The organism is Candidatus Binataceae bacterium (assembly GCA_035650475.1).
Classification (GTDB): Bacteria; Desulfobacterota; Binatia; order Binatales; family Binataceae; genus JAKAVN01.
In genome coordinates, this window is the sequence record DASRHP010000006.1 from 1 (window position 1) to 25,786 (window position 25,786).

The following is a 25,786-nucleotide window of genomic DNA, read 5'->3' on the forward strand; positions in this document are numbered from 1 at the left end:
GCCGTGGCGCCGGCCGTGGACCTCGACGGGGTTGCCCCGCAATCTGATCACCAAGAAGCCGTATCTAGGCATCAACCACTTTTTGCTTTCGGCGTCGAAATTCGTATCGCCCTTCTGGCTGACGATGCGCCAGGCAAACCACCTTGGCGGATCGATCCGTAGAGGCGAGGAGAGCACGATCGTGACTTTCTGGAAGATCCACGACGCGAAGCAGAGCGAGACGGAAGACCTCGACGTCGAGCCGAAGGAGGAAAAGAACCGCCGCCGGTTCGTGCTTAGGTTCTATCGAGTTTGGAACCTCGAACAATGCGACCTGCCGCAAGCAGTACTCGATAAGCTGCCGAAGATCGAGATTCATCAGCAGGATCCGATCGAAGCGGTGGAGAAGATTGTCGCCGGAATGCCGAACCCGCCCGAGATCGTGCGCGCGGGCTCGAAAGCCTGCTATTCGCCGATCACGGATCGCGTCACGCTACCGCCGAGAGAGCTGTTCGAGTCGGCCGCCGAGGACGCGGCAACCACGCTGCACGAATTGAGTCATTCGACCGGCCACCAAAAGCGGCTCGGGCGCGAAGGAATAACCGAAGTGGCGCCGTTCGGCACCGCCGTGTACAGCCGCGAGGAGCTTGTGGCGGAGCTTTCAGCCGCGTTTCTGTGCGCCGAAGCCGGAATCTCGAACGCGGTCATCCAGAATCAGGCGGCTTACGTTGCCGGCTGGCTTCAGCGCCTGCGCGACGATCGCAGATTGATCGTTCAGGCAGTGGCCCAGGCGCAGAAAGCCGCCGATTACATCCTGAATCGGACTCCCGCCGAGTAAACGCGCGCGGCGGCCGAGCCTTCCGCTCGGCCGCCGCTAGTCCTCAGCCTTGAAAGTAGTTGTAGTCTACGCATTACCGGCCTGACGCAGCGCGGCCAGTCGGTTCTGCATCTGGATTCGATACGCATCCAGAGCAGACGCTCGACACTTGGCGGCCGCGGGTCACGCTGAGCAGCGAGGTAAGAAGCAGCAGCGCGACGCCCGCGTGGGTCGCCGCACTTAAATCCAACACGAACTTGCCAACCACGATCGCTGCGTCTGCGACTGCCGCAAGCACCAGCGGCATAAAGCCCTGCCCGCGCGCCTGACTTGCAAGCCCCACGAGGGCAGCCCGAGCAGAGCATGGCCACGATTACTTACGGAAGCACTGTGCCGACAGCGGCCGACCCTGAGCGTGGATTCCTCGGGACCTGCGCGGGTGCAGCATGCGGCGAGCCTGCCGTCGATCACGATCGCCGGGACAGTGCGAACGCCGAGGCTCTTCGCCCGCGCCGCGACCGCCGGATCGCGCATATCGAGCACCTCGACTTCGCACGAACTGCACGCGTTTCGCCTTACCATCGCGACCGTCTCGTTTAGGTACAAAGTCAAGAGGAGGCAACGAAGCCGACGGAGACCGCAAGCGTAGGGGAAGTTCGACCGTCTAAGGGTCGGCGCGACATTCGGAAGGAGAAAAAAAATTTAGGAATAGGACGTGCCTGCGCGGAACCCTCTGGTCAACGTGGCATGCACGGCGAAAATTATGTGACGATTGACCGTTATAACGTTCCACAGCGCGAGGCCCCAGCGGACGTGAAATTCGACTTTTTGTTCTGGTCAAAAGAGAAGAAGGTCACTAAAATCTGCCGTACATCACCTCAGGTTACGACTCGCAGTTAGCAATGATCTACCGCCGCTCACTGCTGCAACGCGCTCGCGCCTTTCATTTCGAGACCGCGCTTGCACGACGCGGTGATGGTCGACTGCGAGATTTCCGATTCGGATCGAACGGCTGCGCTTTTCACAGGGAGGGGAGCCGCCGCGTAACTCGGTCAAACATGCCGACCGGAGAGGTGAAGTATGCGGACCAGGGCCAGTCAGTCGTTGGCCCGTGTGCCGCGCAGGTCGGGCGGGGCGGGACTGTTCGGAGTCCCGAGGCTGGAGGAGTTGGTGGCTGACCCTGAAAGAGTAGGGGTGCTCGATGCGCATATCACGCGGGTCTTGAGGATGCAGGCGATCGCCGCGCTAAACATCTTGTGCGCACATGAAGTCGATCTCCTTCGCGACGACGTTCCAGCACATCGCAAAACAGGACACGACGAGCGGTTGCTCCCCGTGAAGGAGGCGGCAGAGAAGTTCGGCGTCAACGCCGACTGGCTATACCGCCACCACAAGGAGCTTCCGTTCACAGTGCGGTGCGGCAGACTACTCCGCTTTTCGGAGCTCGGGATGGACGAATTCATTCGCGGCAAAAGCCGTTGAGAATTCAATCGCCGTGCGGTTGACACGACCGCTCCTCAAACGTTGATCTATTGTGGCAGCGCGAGTTTCGCCGGGATGCGTCGCTCGCGCCGGCGCGGAGCGTCGCCGGACGGATATGGTTGGGCGCGCGCTCGAATTTCACGGCCGGGAACGTTTGCACGGGTTGAGAGCGAAGGAACAGAAATCATTGAGAGGGATGGGCCGCGTTTTCAAGCGCGGCTCAGTTTACTGGATCGCTTACTGCTATCGCGGGAAGGAGCACCGGGAGAGTTCGCGGTCGACGAACGAGGCTCAGGCGCTCAAGCTCCTCAAGCAGCGCATCGGCGAAGCGGCGAACGGAAAATTGATCGGTCCGGTCGAGGAGCGTGTCACATTCGAGGACCTGGCAGAGGCACTTCTTACCGACTACGAGGTCAATCGGTTGCGATCGATTCGCTCCGTCCGGCTTTCGATCAAACACCTGAAGGCGCGGTTTGCGCTGGATCGCGCCGTGGACATCACGACCGAGCGGATCAAGAAATACGCAGCAGATCGGCAGCGCCAGGGCGCCGCCAATGCCAGCATCAACCGCGAGCTTGCCGCCCTCAAGCGGATGTTCAAGCTGGCGCTCGAATCGGGACGACTTCGCTACGCCCCGCATATTCCCCTGCTCGAGGAGAACAACGCGCGTGAGGGCTTTGTCGATCACGGCGTCTTTGTGGCACTCCGCGATCATCTGCCGCAGTATCTGAAAGACCCGATCACGTTCCTCTACCTGTCGGGCTGGCGGGTCGGCGAGATGAAGGCCCTTGAGTGGCGCGACGTGGATCTTGCCGGACGCATCGTGCGCCTCAGGCCGTCGGTCAGCAAAAACAAGGACGGCCGTGTGTTGCCCCTGTCGGGGGAGCTGCTTGAGATTATCGAACGCGCGAATGCGAATCGCCGTCTCGACTGCCCGTACGTATTCCATCTCGACGGCCAGCCTGTCGGAGATTTCAAACGGGCATGGGCGACCGCCTGTAAGCGCGCCGGCGTAGGCAAAGTGTTGGTGCACGACCTGCGCCGCACTGCGGTGCGCAACATGGTGAGGGCGGGTATTCCGGACCGTGTGGCGATGGCATTATCGGGCCACAAGACCCGGAGCGTCTTTGACCGGTATAACATCGTCAGCGAAGCCGACCTCGCCGCGGCTGCCGAGCGTCTGCAGGCGCACCTCGGTGCCCAGCCAGTTCAGCCGAAGGTGACGCCGATCGCGGATCATCGGAAAGGCTGACTGTCCGAAGGCCGAGGGCCTCTTTCGCGACGCCGTGGCTGCGATGAACCACCTCAAACGCTTGGAGAAGAAGCTGCCCGTATCGCTCCGGCTGACCCGCGACTTACATGAGAAGCTGACGCAGGGCGTCAGAGGTGCCGAGCGTAATCCTGGCGAGTTTCGACATTCGCAGAACTGCGTTGACCCGCCCGGTTCGACGCTGGCAAACGCGCGATATGCGCCGCCGCCGCCACATGAGATGCGACAGGCGCTCGACAACTTTGAGAAGTTCTTGCACTAGGAACATCCAATGCCGGCGCTCATCAAGGTGGGGATCGCTCATTCGCAGTTCGAGACCATTCATCCTTTCCTCGACGGAAACGGAAGAGTCGGGCGCCTGCTGATCACCTTTCTGCTGTGCGAAAAGGAGATCGTGAAATGCCCGCTGCTATACCTATCTCATTACTTCAAGCTTAACCGGGCGGAGTACTACGACCGTCTGCAAGCGGTCCGCGATCGTGGAGATTGGGAAGGCTGGCTCAAGTTCTTCCTGCAGGGCGTGGCTCAAGTCGCCGAAGAGGCAACCGTGAATGCTCGCCGGATCGTGAAGATCCGCGAGGAGCATCGCGAGGTGATCCTGAACCGCTTGGGCCGCGCGTCGGGGAAAGCGTTACAGCTCTTGGAGCGCATCTATTTCCCTCCGATCGTTTCCGTGCCGACCATCATGGAGATCACTGGCCTGTCATTCGCGAACGCGAATAGTCTGGCACGCCAACTTGAGACGGTCGGTCTTTGCGCGAAACAACTGGCCGAAAGCGCAATCGTCGCTTCTCCTATCACCCGTATTTGACTCTATTTCAGGTGGATCGGGAATGAGTCACAGAGCTCGGACGCTCAAAACCTGCTCGCGCGCGGCATACCGTGACAACAGATTTCTATGTGTCGGCAAACGCTTGGCTTCACTCACGAGACACGTGCCGATCATCACTTTACGCTAGCGGCGAAAACAGGATCATTTATCAGGCGCCTGCGAAATTTCTTCAGAATATCCTCTTCCGTTACTAGTCCTAGCTCATGAAGAACCGTCTCGACGCATTCCAAAATCCGATCTCGCCGGCTAGGGACCGCCGCCGACTCTATCAGGCTTCTGATAGTTGCGGTATCGTACGAGTCTAAGCTGAACGAAGCGGTCGTTCGTGCGCGGCGCAGTTTCGCATCGTCAACCCATAGGCACAGCTGATCGAGTATAGCTGTGATAAGGGAATGGAATTGTTCTTTAGTTGTATACTGCGGCACCCAGTCCTCTGTACCGATCCGAGAGTACATGTTACCCACAAGCCATCCAAGCTTCGCCTGAAATTGCGGGGTTAGAGACACAACCCGGGCGGTCAGGCAAGAGTCATAATGTTGGTATGCTCGAATAGAGATCGATAGTCGCAGGAACGCGCACGAATCATCGTGCAAACCTACAGCGTCTTCCTTTCGCAGGAAGAAATATTCCGGCTCATTGTTGTTGAGAAGTCGCTCCAAGAAATTCTCGAGTAGCTGGCGTTTGTTTCGCGAACAAACCATCCCTTTCTTGGCGAATTCGTCCTGATATTTCTCAACCTCTCGCTGAAGCACGATTTCCACGGGCCGGACAGCTGCCAGCGTTATGTACCTCGTCTTACATTTACCAGCACGCCTCACCAGGTCACAAGACTGGGTAAGAACGAGGAAATGCGTATACTCGTCGCCTAGATAATGCGGATGTACAATAGCCAAGATCTGCGACAGGCCTTCTTTGGAAAGCAAATCGCCCTGCTCAAGATCTGTGCTATTGGGCAAGCGATAAGTAAAATGATACGCAGAGGGTTCCGGCACACTCATGGCAAGTTGATAGTCAAATAATGCACTAATCGTTAGGAGTTATGGCAGCCCGCTGACTGGGCTCTTGTGGAGTAGCCGTAGAAGTTCCAGAAGCGACAGAAGGAGAATTGGCGATCCGATTTGCAGTCCTCCTATCTTCTTTCTCTCGGTTGTAAGGAATTGTGATTGTCGCGGACGGAGCGACAACGCCGTGCACGATTACATTCGCTGCAGGCATAGTGGGAGTGATTCCGCTGGAGGTTCGAATCACAAATGTCGTCACTCGTTGCTGTATAGGCCGGTAGCTGCGATCGTCAGCAGGAGCTTGGGTTATGTCTGTTTCAACGGCTCCGCTAGTTGGCGTTTTCATTCTCATCTCCCATGTCGAACTTGTACGCCTTTAGGACTTTGTGCGCGATGCCTTTGGAGGCGATCACCGAGCCAGGCAATTGCTGTACAACTTGGTCGGCCCCCATCGGAGTGTCATGGTGGAAGTTGAATTCCAGTCGGAGAGTCTTTTGATCGAATGCGTGCTTCAGGTTAAGAACGCTGCTCTCAAGTCGGAGCTTCCTCGTTATTTCGGTGTGCAGGATTTCATACTGAATTATGGGTGTGTCGGGAAGCCTAAAGATTGCGATCGCTTCGCTAGGCGGCTCGTCTTCGATGAAGGAGAAATTCACACCAAACGCGCTGATCGGAGTGTGCGGAAGGCTACGGACGATCCGAAGGGCCACAGTTTCTGCTTGAAGCAGGACTTCATCTTCGGACGAGCTCATGCCAACGATAAGCCGATCATGCGCAGGTAGCAGGACCAATGCCCCGGACTGGTATCTCAAACTAACGGGTTCTAAGACGCTAGGTGCAGGTGCGCCAAACCTGATCTCCGTTTGAATTTCCTTCGCACCAAAAGCGTTCTTCGCCACCCAAGCCGGTGTGAAAATTCTAACGTTCCAGAGCCCAGCGACCACGATCGTCCAACCTTCGAAGTTCGGTTTCATTGTCGCAGATTCTAAGCTAGCGAATCTCCTCGGGCAAAACCTGTAGTTAAATGGAACCGATGACTTTGAAGAACGTGACAAGGACGCGACACTCAAGGGAACCAGCGCCAGGGGGTGAGGGAAGCATCGGCGCGTCTCATGCCCTGCGGCGGGTCCATCATTCGCACCCTGCAGGACCGGAAATGGCGGTCACTCTTGACAAATTCGGACAGTTTTCGGACAATCAGCGGCAGTTCGACGGAGTGGCTATCTAAATGATAGAAAAAACCTTTGAAGTCTTTGGGTTTTCTGGAGCCACCCGTCGGATTCGAACCGACGACCTGCTGATTACGAATCAGCTGCTCTACCAGCTGAGCTAGGGTGGCTCCCGCCGGCGAGCTTCGAGATTAGCCCAGCCGCCGCGCTGGTTAAAGAGATTCTCGCCGTTCGCGACCGTGACTTGCAGCGTCACCATCGCATCGCGTCGGCGCGCGCCGTCCCGGTGAAGCCAACCCCCTGCGGGCGCAAGGGCCCCGGCACGACAAAGTTCCACTTCACTGAGACCGTGCGCCCGACTAGGGGGCAAAGCGCTCGCGCGTCCATTCGCACAGGAGCTTCATCAGGCGCGGGCGCGGATCCCCCAGGTGCGCCTTGAGCCCGCCGGCGCGCATGAAGTGGTCGGCGCCGTCGATGAACTCCAGCCGCTTGTCGGCCGCGCCCGAGGCCGCCAGCTCAGCGCGCGCGTCGGAGATGAAGATGTCCTGATCCGCCATCGCGCCCACCACCAGCGTCGGCACCGCCACGCGCGGCAGATTGCGGATAAGGTTCGCATTTGACGACAGCCCCGACCAGGTCGAGAGCCACGCCTGGGGCGTGACCACGCGCGAAAGGCCGAAGGCATGGTAGTTGAAGAGGTCCGGACGCGCGGCGAAGATCGAGCCGAGCGCGCGCTCCGAGGGCTCCAGCGTGAGGTCGAGATAGTTGGGATTGGCGAGCGTGCGGTAGATCACCATGATCCGCGGATTCATCGCGCGCCGCTGCATGAAGTTGCGGTACTCGGCCGGCATCGCGGCGAAGCTGTCGGCGCGGGTCGCCGCGCGGGCGTTGCGCGCCTCGGCGATGTGGCGGTGCGCGATCGCGTCGAGCCGCGCGACGCGGGCGCGCTGGGCGGCGCGGTAGCGCTCCAGCCATTGCGGCGCGTAGCGGCTCGGCGCGGGCGGCGGACGGTAGCCGTTGCGCTCGTCGTACATGTCGAGCTCGGGGTCGCTTGCGAACGGATCGTTTTCGTCAACCACCGCCGGATCGAGCGCCCCCATCAGGACCATCCCCTGCCCCGGATGCGCGGCGAGCAGGATGAGCGCGTCGGCCGCTGGAAGCTCGAAGCGGTTGAGATCGGGCGGGCCGCCGCCGGGCGGCGCGGCGACGCGCTCACCCGCCACCGTGCTCGCCTGCGCGTGGTAGTAGGCGAACAGCGAGCCGCCGCCCGAATTCCCCAGCATCACGATCCGCTCGAAGCCCTCCTCCTCGCGCAAAAACCGGATGCCCGCGGCGAGGTCGAGCAACAGGTTCTCGTGCAGCATCATCGAGTCGTTGTTGAGATAGCGCGTGTTGAGCGCGCAGGCGGCGAAGCCAGCCCCAACCCAGTACGGGATCGAGTAGTGCTGGGCGAAGTCGCCGCGCGGATGCGCGATCAGGATTACCGTGCGCGGCTCGCCGCGCGGCGGACGGTAGAGGATGGCCCGCGCCTTGCCGCCGTCGGCCGCGTAGAGCTGGACCACGCGCTGGCGCACCGCGGGGTCGAGGTCGGCGAAGTCGATGGGATAGCGAGCCTGGTAGTCGGCCGGCGCCTGGGACATCGCGGAGCACCTCCGTCGCCCTGCTGATTAGCACATCGGGGCCGCGCCGCAAGCTCGCTTTCGTCGCCCTGCCCGATGTGCAAGGCTGGAGGTTTCAGGAGCGAGCGGTTTGAAGACAGGAATTATCGGCGCGCGCGGCGTGGGCAAATCGACGGTGTTCCACGCGCTCACCGGGCTGGCGCCGCTGCCCGGGCCGAGCGACCCGCGCAATCGCGCGCGCCCCGGCCAGATCAAGGTCGCCGACGAGCGGCTGGATTTTCTGGCGCGCACCTACGGCTCGAAGAAAAAGGTGCAGGTCGAGCTCACGGTGTTCGACTTCGCACCCAACCCCAAGGAGCAGAAGGAGGGCGCGGCGCTCGACCCCAGCCTGCTCCCGCTCATCCGCGACCTCGACGCGCTGCTTATCGTGATCCCCGATTTCGCCGGCAACCGGGCCGCGCTGCCGGGCGCGCTGGCGGCGATCGAGGCCGAGCTGGTGTTCGCCGACCTCGACCAGGCCGAGCGCCGGCACGAGCGCCTGCTCAAGGAGCGCAACCCCGCAGCCGAGTTCGAGCGCGCGACGCTGAAGCGTTGTATCGGATGGCTCGAAGAAGGCAAGCCGCTGCGCGCTCTCGAGATGACTGCGCAGGAGCTGGCGACCTTCGCAAGCTTCGGCCTGCTCTCGCGCAAGCCCGCGCTGGTCGTGGTCAACTGCGACGCCGAGCGCGCCGGCGCGCCGCCCGCGCCGGAGGCCGCGGCGGCGGCTGCGACGCACGGGATGGAGCTGTTCGTGCTCGCCGCGGCGTTCGAGGCCGAGCTGTGGGAGCTCGACGCCGAGGGGCAGCGCGAGCTGCTGAGCGCGGCGGGGCTTGCGGCGCCCGCGCGCGACCGGCTCGTCAGCGCGCTCTACCGCGCGCTGGGGCTGATCACCTTCTACACCGCGGGCGAGCCCGAGGCGCACGCATGGCCGCTGCCGCGCGGAGCGACGGCGCTGGACGCGGCCGGCCGCATCCACAGCGATATCGCCCGCGGCTTCATCCGCGCCGAGGTGGTGAGCTTCGAGGACTTCGCCGCGCTGCGCTCGGACGCCAAGGTCCGCGAGGCGGGCAAACTGCGGCTGGAGGGTCGGGATTACGTGATGTGCGACGGCGACATCATCCACGTGCGATTCAAGGTCTAAGCGGCGTGGCCGGCGATGCGCGGGCGCGCCGGGGCGGCTTGCCTCGGGCGGGCGGCGCTGAAAGAATGCATCCGCGCCGCGCCCCGGCCCGCATGCGGCGATTCCTGTAACTGATGCGACGTGTTGAAACCCTGATCGTCCTGCTCGCGCTGGGCTTTTACGCCTGGTTCCTGCGGCGATTCGGATGGGCCGATGTCTTTCATTACATCCGGCTGGCCGGATGGGGCCTCGTGCTCACGGTCAGCCTGGAGGGGCTGGCGCGGGCGGCCAACACGCTCGGGTGGCGCGTCACGATCGACGATTGTCCGCGCGGGCTGGGCTTCGGCGAGCTGTTCGCCGCGCGGATTGCCGGCGAGGCGGTGGATTACGTCACGCCGTCGGCGCAGATCGGCGGACAGTTCGTGATGGCGATGATGGTGCGGCGCAAGCTGCGGATGGCGGCCGGGCTGGCCACCGTGATCGTTGCCTCGCTGGCCGAGATGCTGGGGCAGGTCAGCTTCATCGCGGGCGGGATGGCAGCGGTGCTGCCGTTCGAGGCCGAATTCCACCATCTGCTGTGGCCGGCACTGGGCGGCCTCGGGCTGGCGATCGCGCTGGCGGCGGGCTTTTTCTACGTCCAGATGAAGCGGCCGTTTTCTTACCTGTGGCGCGCCGCGGTGCGGCTGGACCTTTCGCGAATCAACAACGAAGAGGTGCGCGTGGCGGCGGCGGAGGCTGATGCGCATCTGCTCGACTTTTACGCCCATCATCGCTGGCGGTTGGCGGCCGCCTGTCTTTGCTATCTTTTTGCCTGGAGCCTCGGGCCAATAGAGATTTATATTCTGCTCGTCCTCTTGCGTGAGCCGGCGAACTGGGAGGTGGCGCTGCTCGTCGAAGTGCTGGGCCAGCTCATTGAACGTGCCACCTTCGTGATACCGGCCAAGCTGGTCAGCCAAGAGGGCGGCAAGGCGCTGGTGATGGCGATGCTCGGTTACCCGGCCGATGTCGGCTTCGCAGTCGGCCTGCTGCGCCGCTTCAAGGAAATGATCTGGGTAATGTTCGGACTGTCGAGCCTGACTCTGCATCGGCTGGTCGTTGAGCGCGCCGATCGCGAACAGGGCAGGACGCAGGGAGTTCTGGAAATCAGTAGCGCGCGAGGGGAACAATCGCTATGAAACGGATCGCCGCGATGATTGCCGGCCTGGCGCTGGCCGCGAGCGCTGGCGGCGCTGCGCACGCCGGAGTCGTGATCGATGAGCAGGTCACCAATTCGCAGGCCAACGGGCCCTCCGTGACCCATACTCGCGAGTTGATGGTGCAGGGCCACAAGGAAAAGCTGGTGAGTGAGCGCAACTCCGTCGTCATCGACCTCGACAAGGGCACCATGATCCTGATCGACCCCGGCCAGAAGGTGTTTGCCGAGATGCCGTTTCCGCCGCACACGATGATGGCGGCGAACACGTCCAGCGAGCTCAACCTCAATTTCAAGAAGACCGGCAAGCAATCCAAGGTGATTGGCTACAGTTGCTCCGAGTACGCCGGCGCCGGCAAAACCATGATCGCCGCCGTGACGACGACCGCCTGCTTCTCCAACAGCGCGCCGGGCGCCGCCGAGTTCAGCGAATTCACCAAGGCGATGGCCAAGCGGCTGCAAGCCGCCAAGGCGATGGCGGGCGCGATGCCCGACGGGATTCCGCTGACGATGGTCTCGACGCGAACGATGAGCGGGGACTTCGCGATCCCCGGCCTTCCCTCCGCACAGGCCACGCGACTGAAGGAGATGATGGCCAAGCAGGGGCCGCAGACCACCAAGACCGAGGTTATAAAGGTTGCGACTCGCGAGCTTCCCGCCGACACCTTCCAGGCGCCGGCAGGCTACGAGCGCCGCGGCGCTCCGCCGGCACCGACGATGCCCAAAGCGGGAAACCCGGGCACTGCGGGGGCGCGGACCGCGCCGCCGATCAAGGTGCCCGAGTAGGCGCGGGACAAGGTACAGTCCGCAACGGCATCGCCACAGCGTCGGCGCCGGCGATGGCGCGCGAAATACCAATTTTGCGAGGACGGACGGGATGGCTAACACACCCTCCAACGGCGAGCGCGGCAAGCCCGATACGATTCCCGTGCGGCTGCATCATTCGGCCTACGTCTGCCGGGACCTCGAGCAGACCCGCAGGTTCTACGAGGACGTGCTCGGCTGGCCGCTGGTCGCGGCCTGGCGCGAATGCGACAAGGTGTTCGGCGAGGACGAACTCTACTACTGCCATCTCTTCTTCCAGATCGCCGACGGCGGCGCGCTGGCCTTCTTCCAGTTCGCCGATCCGCGCCAGCACGAGAAGTTCGCCCACTACGGACCGCACTCGCCCTTTGTCCATCTCGCGCTCAAGCTGCCCGACGCCGCCGGCCAGCAGGAAATCGAGCGGCGACTCAACGCGGCGGGCCACGCGACCATGGTGATCAACCATGGCTATTGCGTGTCGCTCTACGTCACCGACCCCAATGGGTTGAATCTCGAATTTACCGTTGACCATCCCGAGGCCCGGAAAATCGCGGCCAAGCGCGCGGCCTCCGCGCACGACGATCTGCGCAAGTGGCTGGCCGGCGACCGCAGCACTAATAACGAGTGGCGCGCCGAAGCCAAGCCGCACCCGCGCCAGGCCTGACGCGCTCCGCCAAGGGCGACGGCCCGCCGTTCCCGCTCATCCACGAAGCACCGGCGGGCTACTCCAGAGCAATGATTCCGGGCGCGCGAAGCCGCCCTATGCGTGGCGGGCGCGGCGCGCCGACGCGACGGCGGGCGCCGTCTCTGTCGCGGGCGTGTTGAGCGCCGCGCAGGCGTCGTGCACCCACTGCACGGTGGAGCACTCGTCCTCGGCGAACAGCCGCAGCATTTCCTTGGTTTCGAGGTCCTCGCAGAGCAGCGCGGCGAATTCGCGGATCGGCTTCACCGCCGCTTCCGCGTCGCCCACCAGGCGCACGAAGTGCAGCAGCTTTTCGTTGTCCGCGCGCTTGGGATCGCCGAGGATCGCGCTGAACCTGCGCCCCTCCTCGGTCGCCCCGGCGCGCTGCTCTGCGCCCAGGTCGCCCATCCGCTGCTCGAACACCCGCGCGTGATAGGCCTCGCGCTCGGCCACCATCCTGAGCCCGCTGCGGATACATTCGGTGGTGCAGACCTCGGCCCATCGCCTGAAGGCCTCCGCGCCGTTGGCCTCGGCCGCGCGGGCCTTGTCGATGAAGCTCACGATCGCGGCGCGCTCGGACTTATAAGCGCGGCCGAAGGCGCGGAAACCGCCGGCGGCGCCGTTGCTCGGCGTCTCGCCGCCGGCCTCCAACCGCGCCATCTCCTGTTCGAACGCTGTCTCACCGATTATCCCGCTGCGATAAGCGCGCAGGAGCTGTTTGAATTCGAATTCGCGGTCCATCGCAATACCACCTCCGCATAGCCAGTTTATCGGAGCGAGCGGTGGAAATCCCCCGCTCTCACATCTTGGCGCCCAGATTTACGGCTGTGGTGCAATTCACCGCCCATCCGCTCTTCACTCCGAAGCACCATAACACTTCGTTGTCGAGCTGGGTGCGATAGATAGGGATGTCGCCTTTGTCGCCATGGCAGGCGCAGCGGCCGCACAATTCCTTTCCGCAGCAATCGCGGTAGGCGATTATATAGTCTTTGCCGTCCACCGGATGCTTGCACGTACCGACCCAGCCAGTCGGCGACATCACCGATCCCGGCGGGCAGTCCGTAATCCCGCCGCCGCAGCACGAGCAGAGATTCCCGTCGAAGCCGCAGTAGCGCCAATAGTCACACGTCATCGGATCTCCGGGCTCCTGCGCCGCCGCCGCCGACCTCACGCGCGCCACCGGCAGCAAGGGCAGCGCCATCCCGCCGAGCAGCGCCTTGCCGAGCAGGCCGAGCAGTCGCCGGCGCGAAGTACGCTGGGCCAGGTTCCGGGCCAGTTGCTCAACCAAAGCGTCCATGGTAGCCGCCTCCTCCATATAGCCTGCGGTGGTGATGCTACAGGCCGAAGATGGCGGCTGGAAAGCCGCCCAGTTGGTCGATCTTTCCAAGGTAGCGCCCGTCGGCCGCCAGCACCTGGAGCGTGAACGGCTTGGCGCCGAACTGCAAGACGTCGGTCGGCGTCGCGGCGAAAATCAGCGGCTGTTTGTCCGAGGACACGTAAATCGAAGAGGCGGCTTCGGGAAGCGTCAGCCGCTGAACTCGCCTGTGGTCTTTGGCCCTGAATACCCAGACCTCTGCGCCCGGCTGCTTATGGGTCCACTCGCCGCCCTGATGCATCAGGATATAGATGAGGCCGCTTGCGGAATGGCCCCAGAACGGCTGCGCCCCGCCCGGCCGCCATCCTTGCGCCTTTTCCTGATCGCTGACCAGCGACCAGGAAGCACCGGCGACGGGCGGATCGCTCGCCACATCCATCGGATGAACCATTCCGTGATAGGTCACGTAATAATTCTCGGTGCCGATGATCGCCGGATATGCATAGACGGGGTCCTTCTCAGGATCGAAAAACGGCTTGCTTCGTTTCTCGGAGCGCACTTTTCCGGCGTCGTCGAAACCGACACTGAGCATCGCGCCGTCGCCGCAGAGCGAAACGAAACGGCGCGCGCCGACGAGCTGGAACTCCGGACAGCCGGGAGTGGGAATCTCCCCGACCACTTTGTCACCCGCGGTGTCGATCACGGTGACGCTGGTCGCAGGCGTCATATTGGCGACCAGCAGCAAGCGCCCGTCCGAAGTCGCCTTCAATTGCAGGTTATCGGGAGCGGCGAGCAGCCGCCGCGGTGGAATAACCACTTCGCCCGTCGGTGCAAGCGTCTTCGTATCGTAGATCGTGACGACGTCGGTGCGCGCGCCGCGCGTCCCGCGCGAAAAGAAGGTGTCGGCGACGTAGATACGGCTGCGGTCGGGCGACACTGCGGCGGTCGAGAGCAATCCCCCGGTCATCATCCCGAGGATCTTCGCCGAATCGCCGTCGATTACATAAATCTGCGAGACGAGGAAGTTGCCGTACAGCGGCGCCATGATGAAGGCCCAATGCCTACCGGGCGCGGGCATCTTGAGCACGCTGACGCCCTCGGTGGGCGGCCCCGTATAGGGGAACTGGGTGCTCGGGCTGGTGGGAACCTGAGCGAAGGCGGCCGCCGCGCCAACGAGAAACAGCAAGGCCAGCAGCAACGTCCTCGGCCGTAAGCAATTGAGCATTGCGCAATCTCCCGACTCCCGGCGCTGGCAGCTCAGCCGGATCGTTTGCTTCAGTGGTTCACATCAGACGAAGCTCGCAAGCTTTCTCCGCGAATGGTCAATCCGCATCGCCCCACGGACGGCGGTAAACTTCATCCTCGCGCGATCGCCTGCCGTTGAGAAACTTCTCGACCGAGAAGCTCTTCCCGACCGGATCGATGCGCGCCCAGTCGAGGATGACCTTGCGGTCGGCGATCTTCCACTCGCCGTTGCGGCGCTCGAACCGGTCGACGTAGCGCCCGGCCATCACCAGGTCAACCAGGCCGCCCTCGCGGGCCGTGCGATGATGTATCGCGAGCAGGTAGCTTTCGACGTGGGCGACGTCGCCGCGCAGTTCGACCAGCTCGTTGGTGACGTAGTGCTTGGTGCTGAGGTCGCGCTTGAGGCCCTCGAGCGCCCACCGGATGAAATCCACCGCCTTGCCGACGAACAGGCCGTGGTTGTCGCTGGCGTCGGGATGGTACACGCTGCGCAGCAGTTCCGCGTCGCAGCGGTCGATCCCGCGGCAATAGCGCATCAGGACTTCGTGGATTTCCTGCTTGTCCGCCAGCTCGCGCAAGAGCCGGTTGGCCTTGTCCGCGTCCATGGACGCCACCTCCGTCCGACGGCCCGCTACCGAAGCCGGAAGGCGAGGATATTGCGGCATCCGCGCGAAGGTCAAACACCCCCGCATCCTTGCGCCACGGCATCCGCGGGGGTGGCGGGTTCTGCGGCGAGACGCAGACGGCCTCAGAACCCGCCGTGGCGGCCCGCGCCGGCGGCGAAGCGCGCCGCGCCCGCGCGCGTCTCGCCCGACTCGACGGTCGCCTTTCCGTGGCGGAACTCGTTGCGCATCGCGTCCACCAGCGGCAGCGTCCACGCCTCGTAAGTCGAAAGGCGGTCGCTGCGCAGGCATCGCTGCGGGAAGGCGGCGAGCTGGAGGGCCAACTCCTTGGCGGCGGCGAGCGCGCCGCCCGGTTCGGCGAGCCGGTTTGCCAGCCCCATCGCCAGCGCCTCCTCGCCGCTCACACCACGCCCGCTCAGAATCATGTCCATTGCACGGCTCATCCCGACAAGCCGCGGCAGCCGGACCGTGCCGCCGTCCACCAACGGCACGCCCCATCGCCGGCAGAACACGCCGAAGACGGCGTCGCGCGCGGCGACCCGCAGGTCGCACCACAGCGCCAGCTCGAGCCCACCTGCCACCGCATAGCCCTCGACCGCCGCGATCACGGGCTTGTCGAGCAGCATCCTCGTGCATCCCAGCGGTCCGTCGCCGTCCTCAACGAGCCGGTTACCCTTGTCAGTCGCGACCGCCTTGAGATCGGCGCCAGCGCAAAAGCATCCGCCGGCGCCGGTCAGGATCGCGACCGCCAGCGCGTCGTCGCCCTCGAAGCGGCGAAACGCCGCGGCCAGAGCGTCGGCGGTTGGCCGATCGACCGCGTTGCGGACCTCGGGCCGGTTGATGGTCACGATCGCAATCCGCCCTTCGGCCTCGAAACTGACCTGGCTCATGGTGCACCTCCGGCACGATTTCATCCGACCGGCGTCGTCGGCACAATCGGCACGCCTCAACTGTTGACTGCAAAGCATCCACCAAGCATAAAAACGAAGCCAAATATCGCGGCCGGCCGCGTGCCAGTGCTCGACGCTCCGCGCGGCCGCATACGGACCCCCTGCGGGTAATCGCCGGACGAGGTGCGCAATGGACTTTGGCTGCGTGTTCTTCGCGACCCCTGACGCCTACAAAGATGTCGCCGTGGCTGAGAAGCTGGGCTTTTCCCACGCCTGGTTGTACGACTCGCAGATGCTCGGCAGCGAGGTCTATGCTGCGCTCGCCCTGTGCGCGGCCAACACCCGCCGGATCATCATCGGACCCGGCGTCACCAACCCGCTCTCGCGCATCGCGCCGGTCACGGCCTGTGGGGTGGCCACGATCAACGCGCTCGCCCCGGGCCGCGTGATCCTCGGGATCGGCACCGGCAACACCGCGCGGCGGACGCTGGGGATGCCGGCGGCGCGGGTCGATCAGCTGCGCGAGCATATCGAGATCTGCCGTGGCCTGCTCGCGGGCAAGACCGTGCCCTACCAGGAGGGCGAACGCCGCCGCATGATCCGCTTCCTCAACCCCAACAGCGGCGTGATCAATATCCGGCGCAGGATTCCGATCTACGTTGCCGCCAGCGGGCCGCGCAGCCTGGAGCTGGCCGGCGAACTGGCCGACGGCGTGATCCTGTTCGGCGCGGTGAGTCCGCAGCTAATCGGCTTCGTGATGGACCGCGTGCGCACGGGCGCCGAGCGCGCCAAGCGCCGGGTTTCGAGCATCTACGCGCTGTGCATGACGGCCTTTCATCTGACCCGCCCGGGCCAGAAACTGGAGTCGAGCGAGGTGCGCCGCGCGGTCGGCCCGTTCGTATCCTCCTCATCGAACATCTTCGCGCTCGCCGCGCCCGACAAGAGCGAGCTGCCGGCGGAGCTGCGCGACGACATCACCGCCTTCGCCAGCGCCTACCGGGTCGAGAACGAGCCGGTCGAGACGCGCCACCTCAAGCTCTACGCGGGCTACCTGCGCGGCTTCCGCAAAGAGCACGAAGCGCTGGTCAGCGAGCGCATGATTCGCGCGACCACGCTGACCGGCACGCGCGAGGAGATTTTGGAGTCGATCGCGGCGATGCGCAAGGCGGGTATCCGGCAGGTCGCGATCCAGCCGGTGGTGGACAACCAGCGCACGCTGCGGACCTTCGCGCGCGAAATCATGCGGGCGATGCGTTGAGCGCCGACGCGAGTGTGACCGCACCGGCGGCGCGCCCGAGCAACACTATTTCTCCTGGATCGACTTGATGTACTCGATCAGGGCGGCGATACGCGCCTTGGCCTGTTCGGGACTGCTCCCTTCGGCCACGAACTCGCGCCCCCATACGGGCATCTCGCGCGCGCCGTGTGGGCCAATCATCTGGGTGCCGTCGATAAAGGCCTCGAGCTTCTTTTGCGGAAACTCGCCGCGGTTTTGGCGCGCCAGCGCGGTCAAATCGGCGGGCTTGTTCTTGAGAAAGCCGGCGATCACGCCGTCGCCGCGGCCATCCGGGCCGTGGCAGGCGCCGCAACTGTTAACGTACTCCTCCCTGCCGGAAACGGCGCCGCCTCCCGCTCCCTGCGCCCACGCGGCGCGCGCCGTCGGCAGCGCGAGCGCCAAGGTCAGGCCGGCAACTACGCATGCTTGCCCCAGTCGATGCATAAGCCCCCCGAAGCTCGGTGTACTCAGCTCCGGTCTCCGTTTGCACGAAGACTCGTCGCCGTACCACGAGTTATGCACGGGGGCCATGTTCAGTCGAGTTTTATTTTGCCATTGCGAACCAAGCCGCGACGATTAGCCCCAGCGCCAGGGCTACCGCCGCGCCGTAGGTCTCCAGCCAAGTCCGGACTTCGCGCCCGACACGTTGCCCTTGATTCATAACCTTCGCCCACCCGTTTGCCTGAGGAATTGACCACGCAGGGCTAAGAGCAAGCCCGATGCCGGGGTAGGCGAGGCGCTTTTACTGGCGTTTTCGAAGCGCACCGCTATCGGCGCTTGGCAGCCGATCGCTTAAGGTGCGAGCTAAAGTTAGCGGGCCGCGTCAGGCGCTGGTAGCGGCCGAGCGATCACAACGCGCCGCGCGCATGCTAGCCTTGGACGAGATCGCCGAGGTCGGAGCTAATGAGCGAGTTCAACCATCAATTCGTCAGCACCAACGGCATCCGGATGCACGTCGCCGAGGCCGGCGCAGGCTACCCGGTCGTGATGTGCCACGGCTTTCCCGAGCTTTGGTATTCCTGGCGCCACCAGATGCGCGCTTTGGCCGCCGCCGGTTTCCGGGCGATCGCTCCCGACCAGCGCGGCTACGGCGAGACCGAGGCGCCTACGCCGATCGAGGCCTATACCCAGCGTGAGATCGTCGCCGACCTGGTCGGGATGCTGGATGCGCTCGGAATCGAGAAGTGCGTGGTCGTCGGTCACGATTGGGGCGGCTTCGTCGCCTGGAATGCGGCGCTGATGGCACCCGCGCGGATCGAATCCGTCATCGCGCTCAACACTCCGTTCTTCCCGCGTCCGCCGATGCGCCCGATGGATCTGATCCGGGCGATGGCGGCCGGTAACTTCCATTACATCATCTACTTCCAGGAACCCGGAGTCGCCGAGGCCGAGCTCGAGCGCGACGTGCGCCGCAGCCTGCGTTCGTTCTACCAGGGCGGCGAGCTGCTCAAGGGCGCGGATCTCGACGAAATCCGCAAGATGCCCTCGGGCGTGTTCGGTCAGGCGGGCGGCGGCCTGCTCGACCGTCTGCCTGATCTGCCGCACGGCAGCTTTCTGACCGACGAAGACTTCGAGCTGTTTGTACGCGCCTTCGAGAAGAGCGGCTTTCGCGGGCCGCTCAACTGGTACCGCAATATCGACCGCAACTGGGAGCAGAGCGCCGAGCTGCCGGCGCGGGTCAGCCAGCCCGCGCTGATGGTTACGGCCGAGCTCGACATCGTGCTGCGGCCCGAGATGGCGGCCGGGATGGAGGCGTGGGTGCCCAACCTGCACAAGACCGTGCTCATTAAGGGCTCCGGCCATTGGACGCAGCAGGAGAAGCCGGCTGAGGTCAACGCCGCGATGCTTGAGTTTCTCGCCGACATCAAGCGCTGAGCGCCCGCGCGGCGCAACCACGTGGACGCCGGGCCGCAGAGCGCGCTCACCGATTTGCCGCCGGCGCCGTCCGCCGCCGCCGGCGAGCGCGCGCTCGCGCGATGGCTTTTGGGCGCCGCGATCGTGGTCGCACTCGCCAACGTGCCGGGTGCGCTCCTACTCAAGCATGCGGCTCCCCATCCGTTGGCGATCGTCGCACTGGCCGTCGCGCTTGTCGGTCTGATCGCGGACTTCGCGCTCGGCGCCGACGACGAATTTTCCCCGCGACCGCGCGGCGCCGAACGCGTGTTCGGCTCCGACGGATGGTGTGCGCTCGCCGTCGGCGTGCTGTTCCTCGCTTTCTACGGCGCAACGATTGCGCCAACGACGCCCTTTAACGAGCACGCACGCCTGGCGTGGGCATTGCTTCACGGCCGCGTATGGGTCAATGCGCCCGCTTACATGGAACACGTGGAGGTGGGCGGCCACAGCTACCTCGTCCATCCGCCGCTGGCGGGGATCCTGATGCTGCCGGCGGCGGCGGTCTGGGGCGAATCAGCCAGTCAGACTGCGGTCGCCGTGATTATCGGCGCAGTCTCGCTGGCATTGCTCTGGCGGCTTTTGACCCGGCTCCAACTCGCGCTAGCGGCCAGGCTCTGGCTCATCGCGTTCTTCGGCGTCGGTACGACCTTCTGGTACGAGGCGACGCTCGGCGCGTCGTGGGACTTCGCGCTCGTCGCCTCGGTCCCGTTCACGCTCGCCGCGCTGGGCGAGGTCTTCGGCGAGGCGCGAGCGGGGTGGTTGGGAGCATGGGCGGGACTGGCGGCGCTCGCGCGCTACGACCTCGTGCTCGCGTGGCCGGCGTATGCGCTGATGCTACTTGCGCGGGGGCGTCGCTGGCGCGAGCTTCTATGGGTGCTGCCCGGGCTGGCCGGCGCGCTCGCAGTTTACGTCGCCTACAACGAGGCGCGATTCGGAACGCTCAACGACATTGCACTGTGGCTGTGGTACGCGCACGACAAGTATGGCTTGCGGCGGCCTGGCGGGCCGTTCGCGCTGCGCGATCTGCCCTTCAACCTCTACACGCTGTTCTTCATGGCGCCCGGCTACAGCGACAAGTTTCCCTGGATTCACCCCGAGTTCATGGGTCAGGCGCTGCTGCTGACGAGCCCGGCGTTCGTGCTCGCGCTGCGGCCGAGCTTTCTGCGTCCGCTGCCGGCGCTGGTGGCGGCGGCGGCGATTTTATCGAGCGCGCCGAGCCTGCTGGTCTATGCGAGCGGCTTCTCGCAGCTCGGCGCGCGCTACTACGTACAGGTCTATCCGTTCCTGCTCGCGCTGATCGCGATGGGAATTGGGAAGGACGCCAAGCCGGATCAATTGACGAAAATCCTGATCGCCGCGTCGATCATCTTCGTGGCATTCTTCACCTGGCAGGTGCGCTGGTACGGCTGGGGCGGCTGAAACGCCTCCGCGATCGGAAAATGCGGGTGACGGGTGGGTGAGCGTTTGTGCCCGGCGCGTTTCGATATCCGGCCGCAGAGCGGCCGTTCAGGTTCTTGTAAGGACCGTTCGCCAAACGGCCCCTGCGGGAAACATCGCGTCAGATTGGTCGCAACCGGGGCGCGGTGGCACCGAGCCAAGGACCGGCCCCCTCGCGTCGCAGCCACGCGCGGGATGACGCGCCGGACAACGGTCTCTTCAGGGCTCGGGGTCGCGGCCGCTGCGGGTGACCCGGTCGACGATTTCCATCACGTCGAGGGTCTGGACCTTCTCTTCGAGCTGTTTGGCCTTGATGCCGTCGCCGAGCATCGTCATGCAGTAAGGGCAGGAGACCGCGATGACCTCGGGGTCGGTCTGAAGGGCCTGCTCGGTGCGGAGCAGATTCACCCGCTTATCCGGGTCTTCCTCCAGCCACATCCGCCCGCCGCCGGCACCGCAGCACATGCCGAATTTATGGTGCCGTTGCATCTCGACAACCTGGGCACCCGCGCGGTCCAGCACCGTCCGCGGCTCGTCAAACACGTCGTTGTAGCGGCCGTAGTAACAGGAGTCGTGGTACACGGTCCGCTTGGAGAATTCCGCCGAGATCTTGAGGCGCCCGGCGGCGATCAATTGCCGCACGAGGTCGGCGGCATGAATCACCTCGTACGAACCGCCGAATTGCGGATACTCGTTCTTGATCGTGTTGAAGCAGTGCGGACAGTTCACGATGATCTTGCGAACTTTGTAATTGTTGAGGATTTCGACCAGCATCTGCGCCATCGACTGGTAGAGGTACTCGTTGCCGAGCCGACGGGCCGTCTCGCCGTTGCAAAGTTCCTCTTGCGCGAGGCAGGCGAAGTCCACGCCTGCCTTTTGCAGCACACGCACGAAGGCCTGCGTCGTCTTCTTGTTGCGATCGTCGAAGGCGCCGGCGCAGCCGACGTAGTAGAGGAACTCGGCATCGGGCCTGTCGGCGAGAGTCGGCACCTTCATCCCTTCGGCCCACTCGAAGCGCAGCGTGGCATCGAGCCCCCACGGATTGGACTGCGTCTCCATGTTCTTGAAGGTGCGCGTGAGCTCCTTGGGGAAGCGGGCCTCCTCCTGCACCAGATGACGACGCATGTCGACGATCTTGTCGACGTACTCGATCATCGGAGGACAAGCCTCCTCGCAGGCCCGGCAGGTGGTGCAGGACCACAGCGTGTCGTCGTGGATGACGGGACCGACGATGTTTTCTCCGACCTCCGCGGGTTCCCCTCCATCCCCTTTGCCCGCGCGGTATCTCTTTTCAATCATCTCGTCCTGATGCTGGTAGAGGTAGTCGCGCAGATCGAGCAGCAACTGACGCGGCGCCAGGGGCTTCTTGCTTGCCGTCGCGGGGCAATGCGAGGAGCAGCGGCCACACTCAGTGCAGCTGAACATGTCGAGCACCTGCTTCCACGTGAACTGATCGATGTGCGAGGTGCCGAAGCGCGAAGCATTTTCGAGGTCCTGCTTCGAGAGCTGCCCCTTGGGCTCGAGTTTCGCGAAAAAGATATTCGGGATCGCGGTAATGATGTGGAAGTGTTTCGAGGGCGGCAGGAAGTCCAAAAAAACGAGAACGACGAGGTTGTGGACCCACCAGGCTACGTTGCTCGCCTGCAAGGCGAAGCTCGTGCCCAGAAGGCTCGCCAGACCCAGACCCACCAGGGTTGACAGAGGCGCCCACCGCGCCTCCCGCACGAGCTGCATGTCGTTCGGGTGAGATACGATTCGCCCGCCGTCGTACACGAGGCCTGCCGCCATGATAAGCCCGATGAAAATCAGGATCAGGTAGGCTTCCCAGTGGGATTTGGCGCGTACGCGAGCCTCGGGCGGAAGAAAGCCGTAAAGCCGAGGCGCGTGCGTGATGCCCCATCGCACAAGCCCCACCCCGACCGCAATCAGGACGGCCACCTCCGTCAAGTCGCGCAACAACAGATAGGGACCGCCCAGCAGATTCAGGCTGAAGCCCGGAATGACGAACGAGTCGGAGTAGGCACGGCCGAACATCGTTAGGATCTGGACGGCGAGGATGAAAAAGCCCCAGAAGATGAAAAAGTGCATCCAGCCGGCGGACCGCTCGGCGCCCGAATTGCGGCGCACGAATTTCCGTTGGCCAAAGGCCCAGACAATCACGGCGCGAACGCGTTCAGGAATGCGATCGAAGCGCGACGCGGGCTCGGCGCTTAGCAGCAGCAGGAAGCGCCGCCAGAGCTGGTAGAAAAACACGCCCACGGAAGCCAGGATGCAAAGAGTGAAGATGATCCCCGTTATCATCGAACCTCCGTCATGCCGATCAAGTAAGCGGGAGAATGAAAATCCGGCCGCCTCGGGCACTCGACGACAATGTGGCCGTTTTCGCCGGGAGTCAAAAGATCGGCAGTTCGACCACAGGCAAAATACCATCGGCTGTCCTCTTGGGACAGCGCCAGGGTCGCCTTCGGCTTTCGCGCGCGAACGCTGTGACCGCCGGCTGCGTCAGCTCAGCCAAAGCCGCGAAGCAAATCCTGAGGTTTGACCGCGCGCGGGCGGCGCGCCTACGATCGCGCCCGCTATGGCCACGCACAACGAAATCTGCCGAATGGACGCGGTTACGCTCGCCGCTCATATCCGGGCGAAGCGTCTGTCCGCGGTCGAGGTCGTCGAGGCAGTGCTCGCCCGGATGGAACGCCTCGAGCCGCATCTGCACGCCTTCTGCACGCCGACTCCGGACCTCGCGCGCGTCCAGGCGCGCCGCGTCGAGGCTGATATCATGGCTGGGCGCCCGGTAGGCGCGCTCGCCGGCGTGCCGGTCGGCCATAAGGACCTGCTTTTGACCAGGGGCGTGCGCACGGCGTCGGGTTCATACGCTTACAGGGATTTCGTCCCCGACGAGGACGACCTCGTGGTCGAGCGGATGCGCGCGGCAGGTGCTGTGATGCTCGGCAAAACCAACGTCCCCGAGTTCGGCTACAGCCCGACCGGCCATAACCCGGTCTTCGAAACCACGCGCAACCCGTGGAACACGGCACTTACGCCGGGCGGTTCGAGCGCCGGCTCGGGCGCCGCGGTGGCGGCGGGCGTCGGGCCGATCGCGACCGGCAGCGACGGTGGCGGCTCGGTACGCATCCCAGCGTCGTTCTGCGGGCTGTACGGGCTCAAGCCCTCGATGGGACGTATCCCGCTGTATCCCGGCGCGCGCGACGAGCGTTACCCGGGCGTCTCGGGATGGGAATCGGTCGAGCATATCGGGCCGCTTTCGCGCACCGTCGCCGACGCCGCGCTGATGATGTCGGTCGCGGCCGGGCCCGACATGCGCGACCGGCACAGCCTGCCGCGCGCGGATTTCGACTGGATGGAATGCATGCGCGGCGACCTGCGCGGCGTGCGCGTCGCCTACAGCGCGGACTGGGGCTACGCGGCGGTCGATCCGGAGGTGCGGCGGATTGTCGGCAACGCGGTGCGCGTGTTCGAACGCGACCTGGGATGCGTCGTCGAGGAAGCGAATCCCGGATGGGAGGATCCGTTCCCGGCCTTCTTCGCGATCATCATGGCGGAGAGCGACCTCAGAGGGATGCGCGAGCTGGCGGCGAAGTATCCGGGCAGGATGTCGGGACATCTGGCAGACTGGCTGGCGATCCCTTGGACGGCGGAGGATTTCACCAACGCCAACATGGCCCGCAAGGCGGTGGTGCGAAAGATGGCGAGCTTGATGGCGCGCTACGAGTTGTTGCTGACCCCGACGCTCGCGGTGCCGCCCTTCCCGATCCACATGCAGGGGCCGGAGAAGATCGACGGGCGCTATGTGCGTCCGGCCGAGTTCCTCGCCTTTACCTTCCCGATGAACTTAACCGGTCAGCCAGCGGCCACGGTGCCCGCGGGATGGACTGCGGACGGACTGCCGGTGGGACTGCAAATCGTCGGCCGCCATTTGGACGACCCGATGGTCCTGCGGGCGTCGGCGGCCTTCGAGGCGGCCTCGCCGTGGCGCGACAAATGGCCCCCGCTGCTCGCTGAGTTGGGGCTGTAAGAAATCAGAGGCTCGGCGCGCCCCGCGCCTTAGGAGTGCTTGAGCTTCTTGACCGCCTCGACCATCTCGGGCACCGCCTTGAACAGGTCGGCGACCAGCCCGTAGTCGGCGACGTTGAAGATCGGCGCCTCTTCGTCCTTGTTGATCGCGACAATGGTCTTGGAGTCCTTCATCCCGGCCAGATGCTGGATCGCGCCCGAGATGCCGACCGCGACATAGAGCTCGGGCGCAACCACCTTGCCGGTCTGCCCGACCTGAAGGTCGTTGGGCACGAAGCCCGCATCGACCGCCGCGCGACTGGCGCCCATCGCCGCGCCCATCTCATCGACCAGCGGCTCGAGCACGGTCTTGAAGTTCTCGCCCGACTTGAGCCCGCGCCCGCCCGAAACCACGATCCGCGCCTCGGTAAGCTGCGGGCGATCGCTCTTGGTCTCGTTGAAGGCCACGAATTCCATCTTCAGCCCCGCCGGGTCGAGCGCTGGCTTGGCCTTCTCGACCGGCGCCGAGTTGTCGGCCGGCTTGGCCGAGTCGAAGGCGGTGGCGCGCACGGTGACGACCTTGATCGCGCCGTCCATCTCGACCGTGGCGAGCGCATTGCCGGCGTACATCGGGCGGACGAGCGTGCCGTCGTCGCCGATCGCGACGATCTCGGAAGCCATCGGAGCATTAAGCCGCGCGGCCACCCGCGGCATCAGGTCCTTGCCCATCGCGGTCGCGGTGGCGAGCACGTACTCGGCGCCGAGGCCTTTGGCGAGCCCGGCGATCACCTGCGCGTAGGCGTCGGCGAGATAGTGCGCAAGGCGCGTGTCATCGAGCGCGACGACCTTGCTCACACCGTACTTGGCAAGCTCGGCGGCCGGCGCGTCGATATTCTCGCCGACGACGACGGCGATCGCCTTGCCGCCGCCGCGTTTTTGCGCAAGCTCAACTCCGGCATTGATCGCGATCAGCGTGGATTTGGGAAAATGTCCCGCCTTGTGTTCGGCAAAGACCAGTACGTCGCCCATCTCAAATTCGCTCCAGCGCGCCCGCGCCGAGCGCGGGCGTTGCGATGCTTTCTTGGTC

24 protein-coding genes and 1 tRNA gene are annotated in these 25,786 nt (G+C 64.3%); 13 read left to right on the plus strand and 12 right to left on the minus strand.

Features of this window, described 5'->3' with window-relative positions; all coding sequences use genetic code 11:
* The 5 genes from VFB33_02610 to VFB33_02630 form a co-directional block, all read left to right on the plus strand.
* A partial coding sequence (locus VFB33_02610) for a zincin-like metallopeptidase domain-containing protein (protein HZO80560.1) occupies positions 1–817 on the plus strand: 817 nt, incomplete at its 5' end.
* Between the two features lie 1,149 nt (positions 818–1,966).
* Entirely contained in the window at positions 1,967–2,278 is a 312-nt protein-coding gene (locus tag VFB33_02615) for a hypothetical protein (GenBank protein ID HZO80561.1), read from the plus strand.
* A gap of 196 nt (positions 2,279–2,474) precedes the next feature.
* Positions 2,475–3,530 (plus strand): site-specific integrase, encoded by a 1,056-nt coding sequence (locus VFB33_02620; GenBank protein ID HZO80562.1) that lies wholly within the window; start codon positions 2,475–2,477, stop codon positions 3,528–3,530.
* Positions 3,531–3,573: 43 nt separating this feature from the next.
* The gene (locus VFB33_02625) at positions 3,574–3,810 is read left to right on the plus strand and encodes a hypothetical protein (protein HZO80563.1); all 237 of its coding nucleotides are present in this window, start codon (positions 3,574–3,576) and stop codon (positions 3,808–3,810) included.
* A 9-nt stretch (positions 3,811–3,819) separates the two neighbouring features.
* On the plus strand, positions 3,820–4,359 hold the full coding sequence (locus VFB33_02630; GenBank protein ID HZO80564.1) for a Fic family protein: 540 nt from the start codon (positions 3,820–3,822) through the stop codon (positions 4,357–4,359).
* Positions 4,360–4,493: 134 nt separating this feature from the next.
* On the opposite strand, the gene VFB33_02635 is transcribed toward VFB33_02630, so the two are convergent.
* The 4 genes from VFB33_02635 to VFB33_02650 form a co-directional block, all read right to left on the minus strand.
* Positions 4,494–5,378 carry a hypothetical protein gene (locus tag VFB33_02635; protein HZO80565.1) on the minus strand — a complete coding sequence of 295 codons (885 nt, stop codon included), beginning with the start codon at positions 5,376–5,378 and terminating at the stop codon, positions 4,494–4,496.
* 332 nt (positions 5,379–5,710) lie between these two features.
* On the minus strand, positions 5,711–6,355 hold the full coding sequence (locus VFB33_02640; protein HZO80566.1) for a hypothetical protein: 645 nt from the start codon (positions 6,353–6,355) through the stop codon (positions 5,711–5,713).
* Positions 6,356–6,644: 289 nt separating this feature from the next.
* Positions 6,645–6,720, minus strand: a tRNA-Thr gene (locus tag VFB33_02645).
* A 189-nt stretch (positions 6,721–6,909) separates the two neighbouring features.
* Positions 6,910–8,190 (minus strand): hypothetical protein, encoded by a 1,281-nt coding sequence (locus tag VFB33_02650; protein HZO80567.1) that lies wholly within the window; start codon positions 8,188–8,190, stop codon positions 6,910–6,912.
* Between the two features lie 109 nt (positions 8,191–8,299).
* Here VFB33_02650 and VFB33_02655 point away from each other — a divergent pair, with 109 nt between their 5' ends.
* The 4 genes from VFB33_02655 to VFB33_02670 all read left to right on the plus strand — a co-directional run bounded on the left by VFB33_02655 (position 8,300) and on the right by VFB33_02670 (position 11,988).
* Entirely contained in the window at positions 8,300–9,349 is a 1,050-nt protein-coding gene (locus VFB33_02655) for a DUF933 domain-containing protein (GenBank protein HZO80568.1), read from the plus strand.
* A gap of 113 nt (positions 9,350–9,462) precedes the next feature.
* On the plus strand, positions 9,463–10,503 hold the full coding sequence (locus VFB33_02660) for a lysylphosphatidylglycerol synthase domain-containing protein (protein ID HZO80569.1): 1,041 nt from the start codon (positions 9,463–9,465) through the stop codon (positions 10,501–10,503).
* Positions 10,500–11,306 (plus strand): DUF4412 domain-containing protein, encoded by an 807-nt coding sequence (locus tag VFB33_02665; GenBank protein HZO80570.1) that lies wholly within the window; start codon positions 10,500–10,502, stop codon positions 11,304–11,306. The genes VFB33_02660 and VFB33_02665 overlap by 4 nt, the downstream gene beginning before the upstream one ends.
* A 91-nt stretch (positions 11,307–11,397) precedes the next feature.
* Entirely contained in the window at positions 11,398–11,988 is a 591-nt protein-coding gene (locus tag VFB33_02670) for a VOC family protein (GenBank protein ID HZO80571.1), read from the plus strand.
* A gap of 96 nt (positions 11,989–12,084) precedes the next feature.
* Here VFB33_02670 and VFB33_02675 read toward each other — a convergent pair whose 3' ends face one another.
* The 5 genes from VFB33_02675 to VFB33_02695 form a co-directional block, all read right to left on the minus strand.
* Positions 12,085–12,747 carry a hypothetical protein gene (locus VFB33_02675; GenBank protein HZO80572.1) on the minus strand — a complete coding sequence of 221 codons (663 nt, stop codon included), beginning with the start codon at positions 12,745–12,747 and terminating at the stop codon, positions 12,085–12,087.
* Positions 12,748–12,805: 58 nt separating this feature from the next.
* Positions 12,806–13,303 carry a methylamine dehydrogenase light chain gene (locus VFB33_02680; GenBank protein HZO80573.1) on the minus strand — a complete coding sequence of 166 codons (498 nt, stop codon included), beginning with the start codon at positions 13,301–13,303 and terminating at the stop codon, positions 12,806–12,808.
* Positions 13,304–13,340: 37 nt separating this feature from the next.
* Positions 13,341–14,546: an amine dehydrogenase large subunit gene (locus VFB33_02685; protein HZO80574.1), complete on the minus strand. Its 1,206-nt coding sequence runs from the start codon at positions 14,544–14,546 to the stop codon at positions 13,341–13,343.
* A 97-nt stretch (positions 14,547–14,643) separates the two neighbouring features.
* On the minus strand, positions 14,644–15,171 hold the full coding sequence (locus VFB33_02690) for a nuclear transport factor 2 family protein (GenBank protein HZO80575.1): 528 nt from the start codon (positions 15,169–15,171) through the stop codon (positions 14,644–14,646).
* A 143-nt stretch (positions 15,172–15,314) separates the two neighbouring features.
* Positions 15,315–16,079 carry a crotonase/enoyl-CoA hydratase family protein gene (locus VFB33_02695; GenBank protein HZO80576.1) on the minus strand — a complete coding sequence of 255 codons (765 nt, stop codon included), beginning with the start codon at positions 16,077–16,079 and terminating at the stop codon, positions 15,315–15,317.
* Between the two features lie 190 nt (positions 16,080–16,269).
* On the opposite strand from VFB33_02695, the gene VFB33_02700 reads away from it, so the two are divergent.
* Complete coding sequence (locus VFB33_02700; protein ID HZO80577.1) at positions 16,270–17,337, plus strand: LLM class flavin-dependent oxidoreductase; 1,068 nt, start codon at positions 16,270–16,272, stop codon at positions 17,335–17,337.
* Positions 17,338–17,382: 45 nt separating this feature from the next.
* On the opposite strand, the gene VFB33_02705 is transcribed toward VFB33_02700, so the two are convergent.
* Positions 17,383–17,799, minus strand: a complete 417-nt coding sequence (locus VFB33_02705; GenBank protein ID HZO80578.1) for a c-type cytochrome — start codon at positions 17,797–17,799, stop codon at positions 17,383–17,385.
* Between the two features lie 459 nt (positions 17,800–18,258).
* Here VFB33_02705 and VFB33_02710 point away from each other — a divergent pair, with 459 nt between their 5' ends.
* Both VFB33_02710 and VFB33_02715 read left to right on the plus strand, forming a co-directional pair.
* Entirely contained in the window at positions 18,259–19,230 is a 972-nt protein-coding gene (locus tag VFB33_02710) for an alpha/beta hydrolase (protein HZO80579.1), read from the plus strand.
* 21 nt (positions 19,231–19,251) lie between these two features.
* Positions 19,252–20,670: a hypothetical protein gene (locus VFB33_02715; GenBank protein ID HZO80580.1), complete on the plus strand. Its 1,419-nt coding sequence runs from the start codon at positions 19,252–19,254 to the stop codon at positions 20,668–20,670.
* A 237-nt stretch (positions 20,671–20,907) separates the two neighbouring features.
* Here the strand turns inward: VFB33_02715 and VFB33_02720 are convergent, their stop codons facing one another.
* Positions 20,908–22,989, minus strand: coding sequence for a (Fe-S)-binding protein (locus tag VFB33_02720; GenBank protein ID HZO80581.1), 2,082 nt, complete (start codon positions 22,987–22,989; stop codon positions 20,908–20,910).
* A 304-nt stretch (positions 22,990–23,293) separates the two neighbouring features.
* Here VFB33_02720 and VFB33_02725 point away from each other — a divergent pair, with 304 nt between their 5' ends.
* Positions 23,294–24,721: an amidase family protein gene (locus VFB33_02725; GenBank protein ID HZO80582.1), complete on the plus strand. Its 1,428-nt coding sequence runs from the start codon at positions 23,294–23,296 to the stop codon at positions 24,719–24,721.
* 29 nt (positions 24,722–24,750) lie between these two features.
* On the opposite strand, the gene VFB33_02730 is transcribed toward VFB33_02725, so the two are convergent.
* Entirely contained in the window at positions 24,751–25,728 is a 978-nt protein-coding gene (locus VFB33_02730; protein HZO80583.1) for an electron transfer flavoprotein subunit alpha/FixB family protein, read from the minus strand.
* Positions 25,729–25,786: the final 58 nt, after the last annotated feature.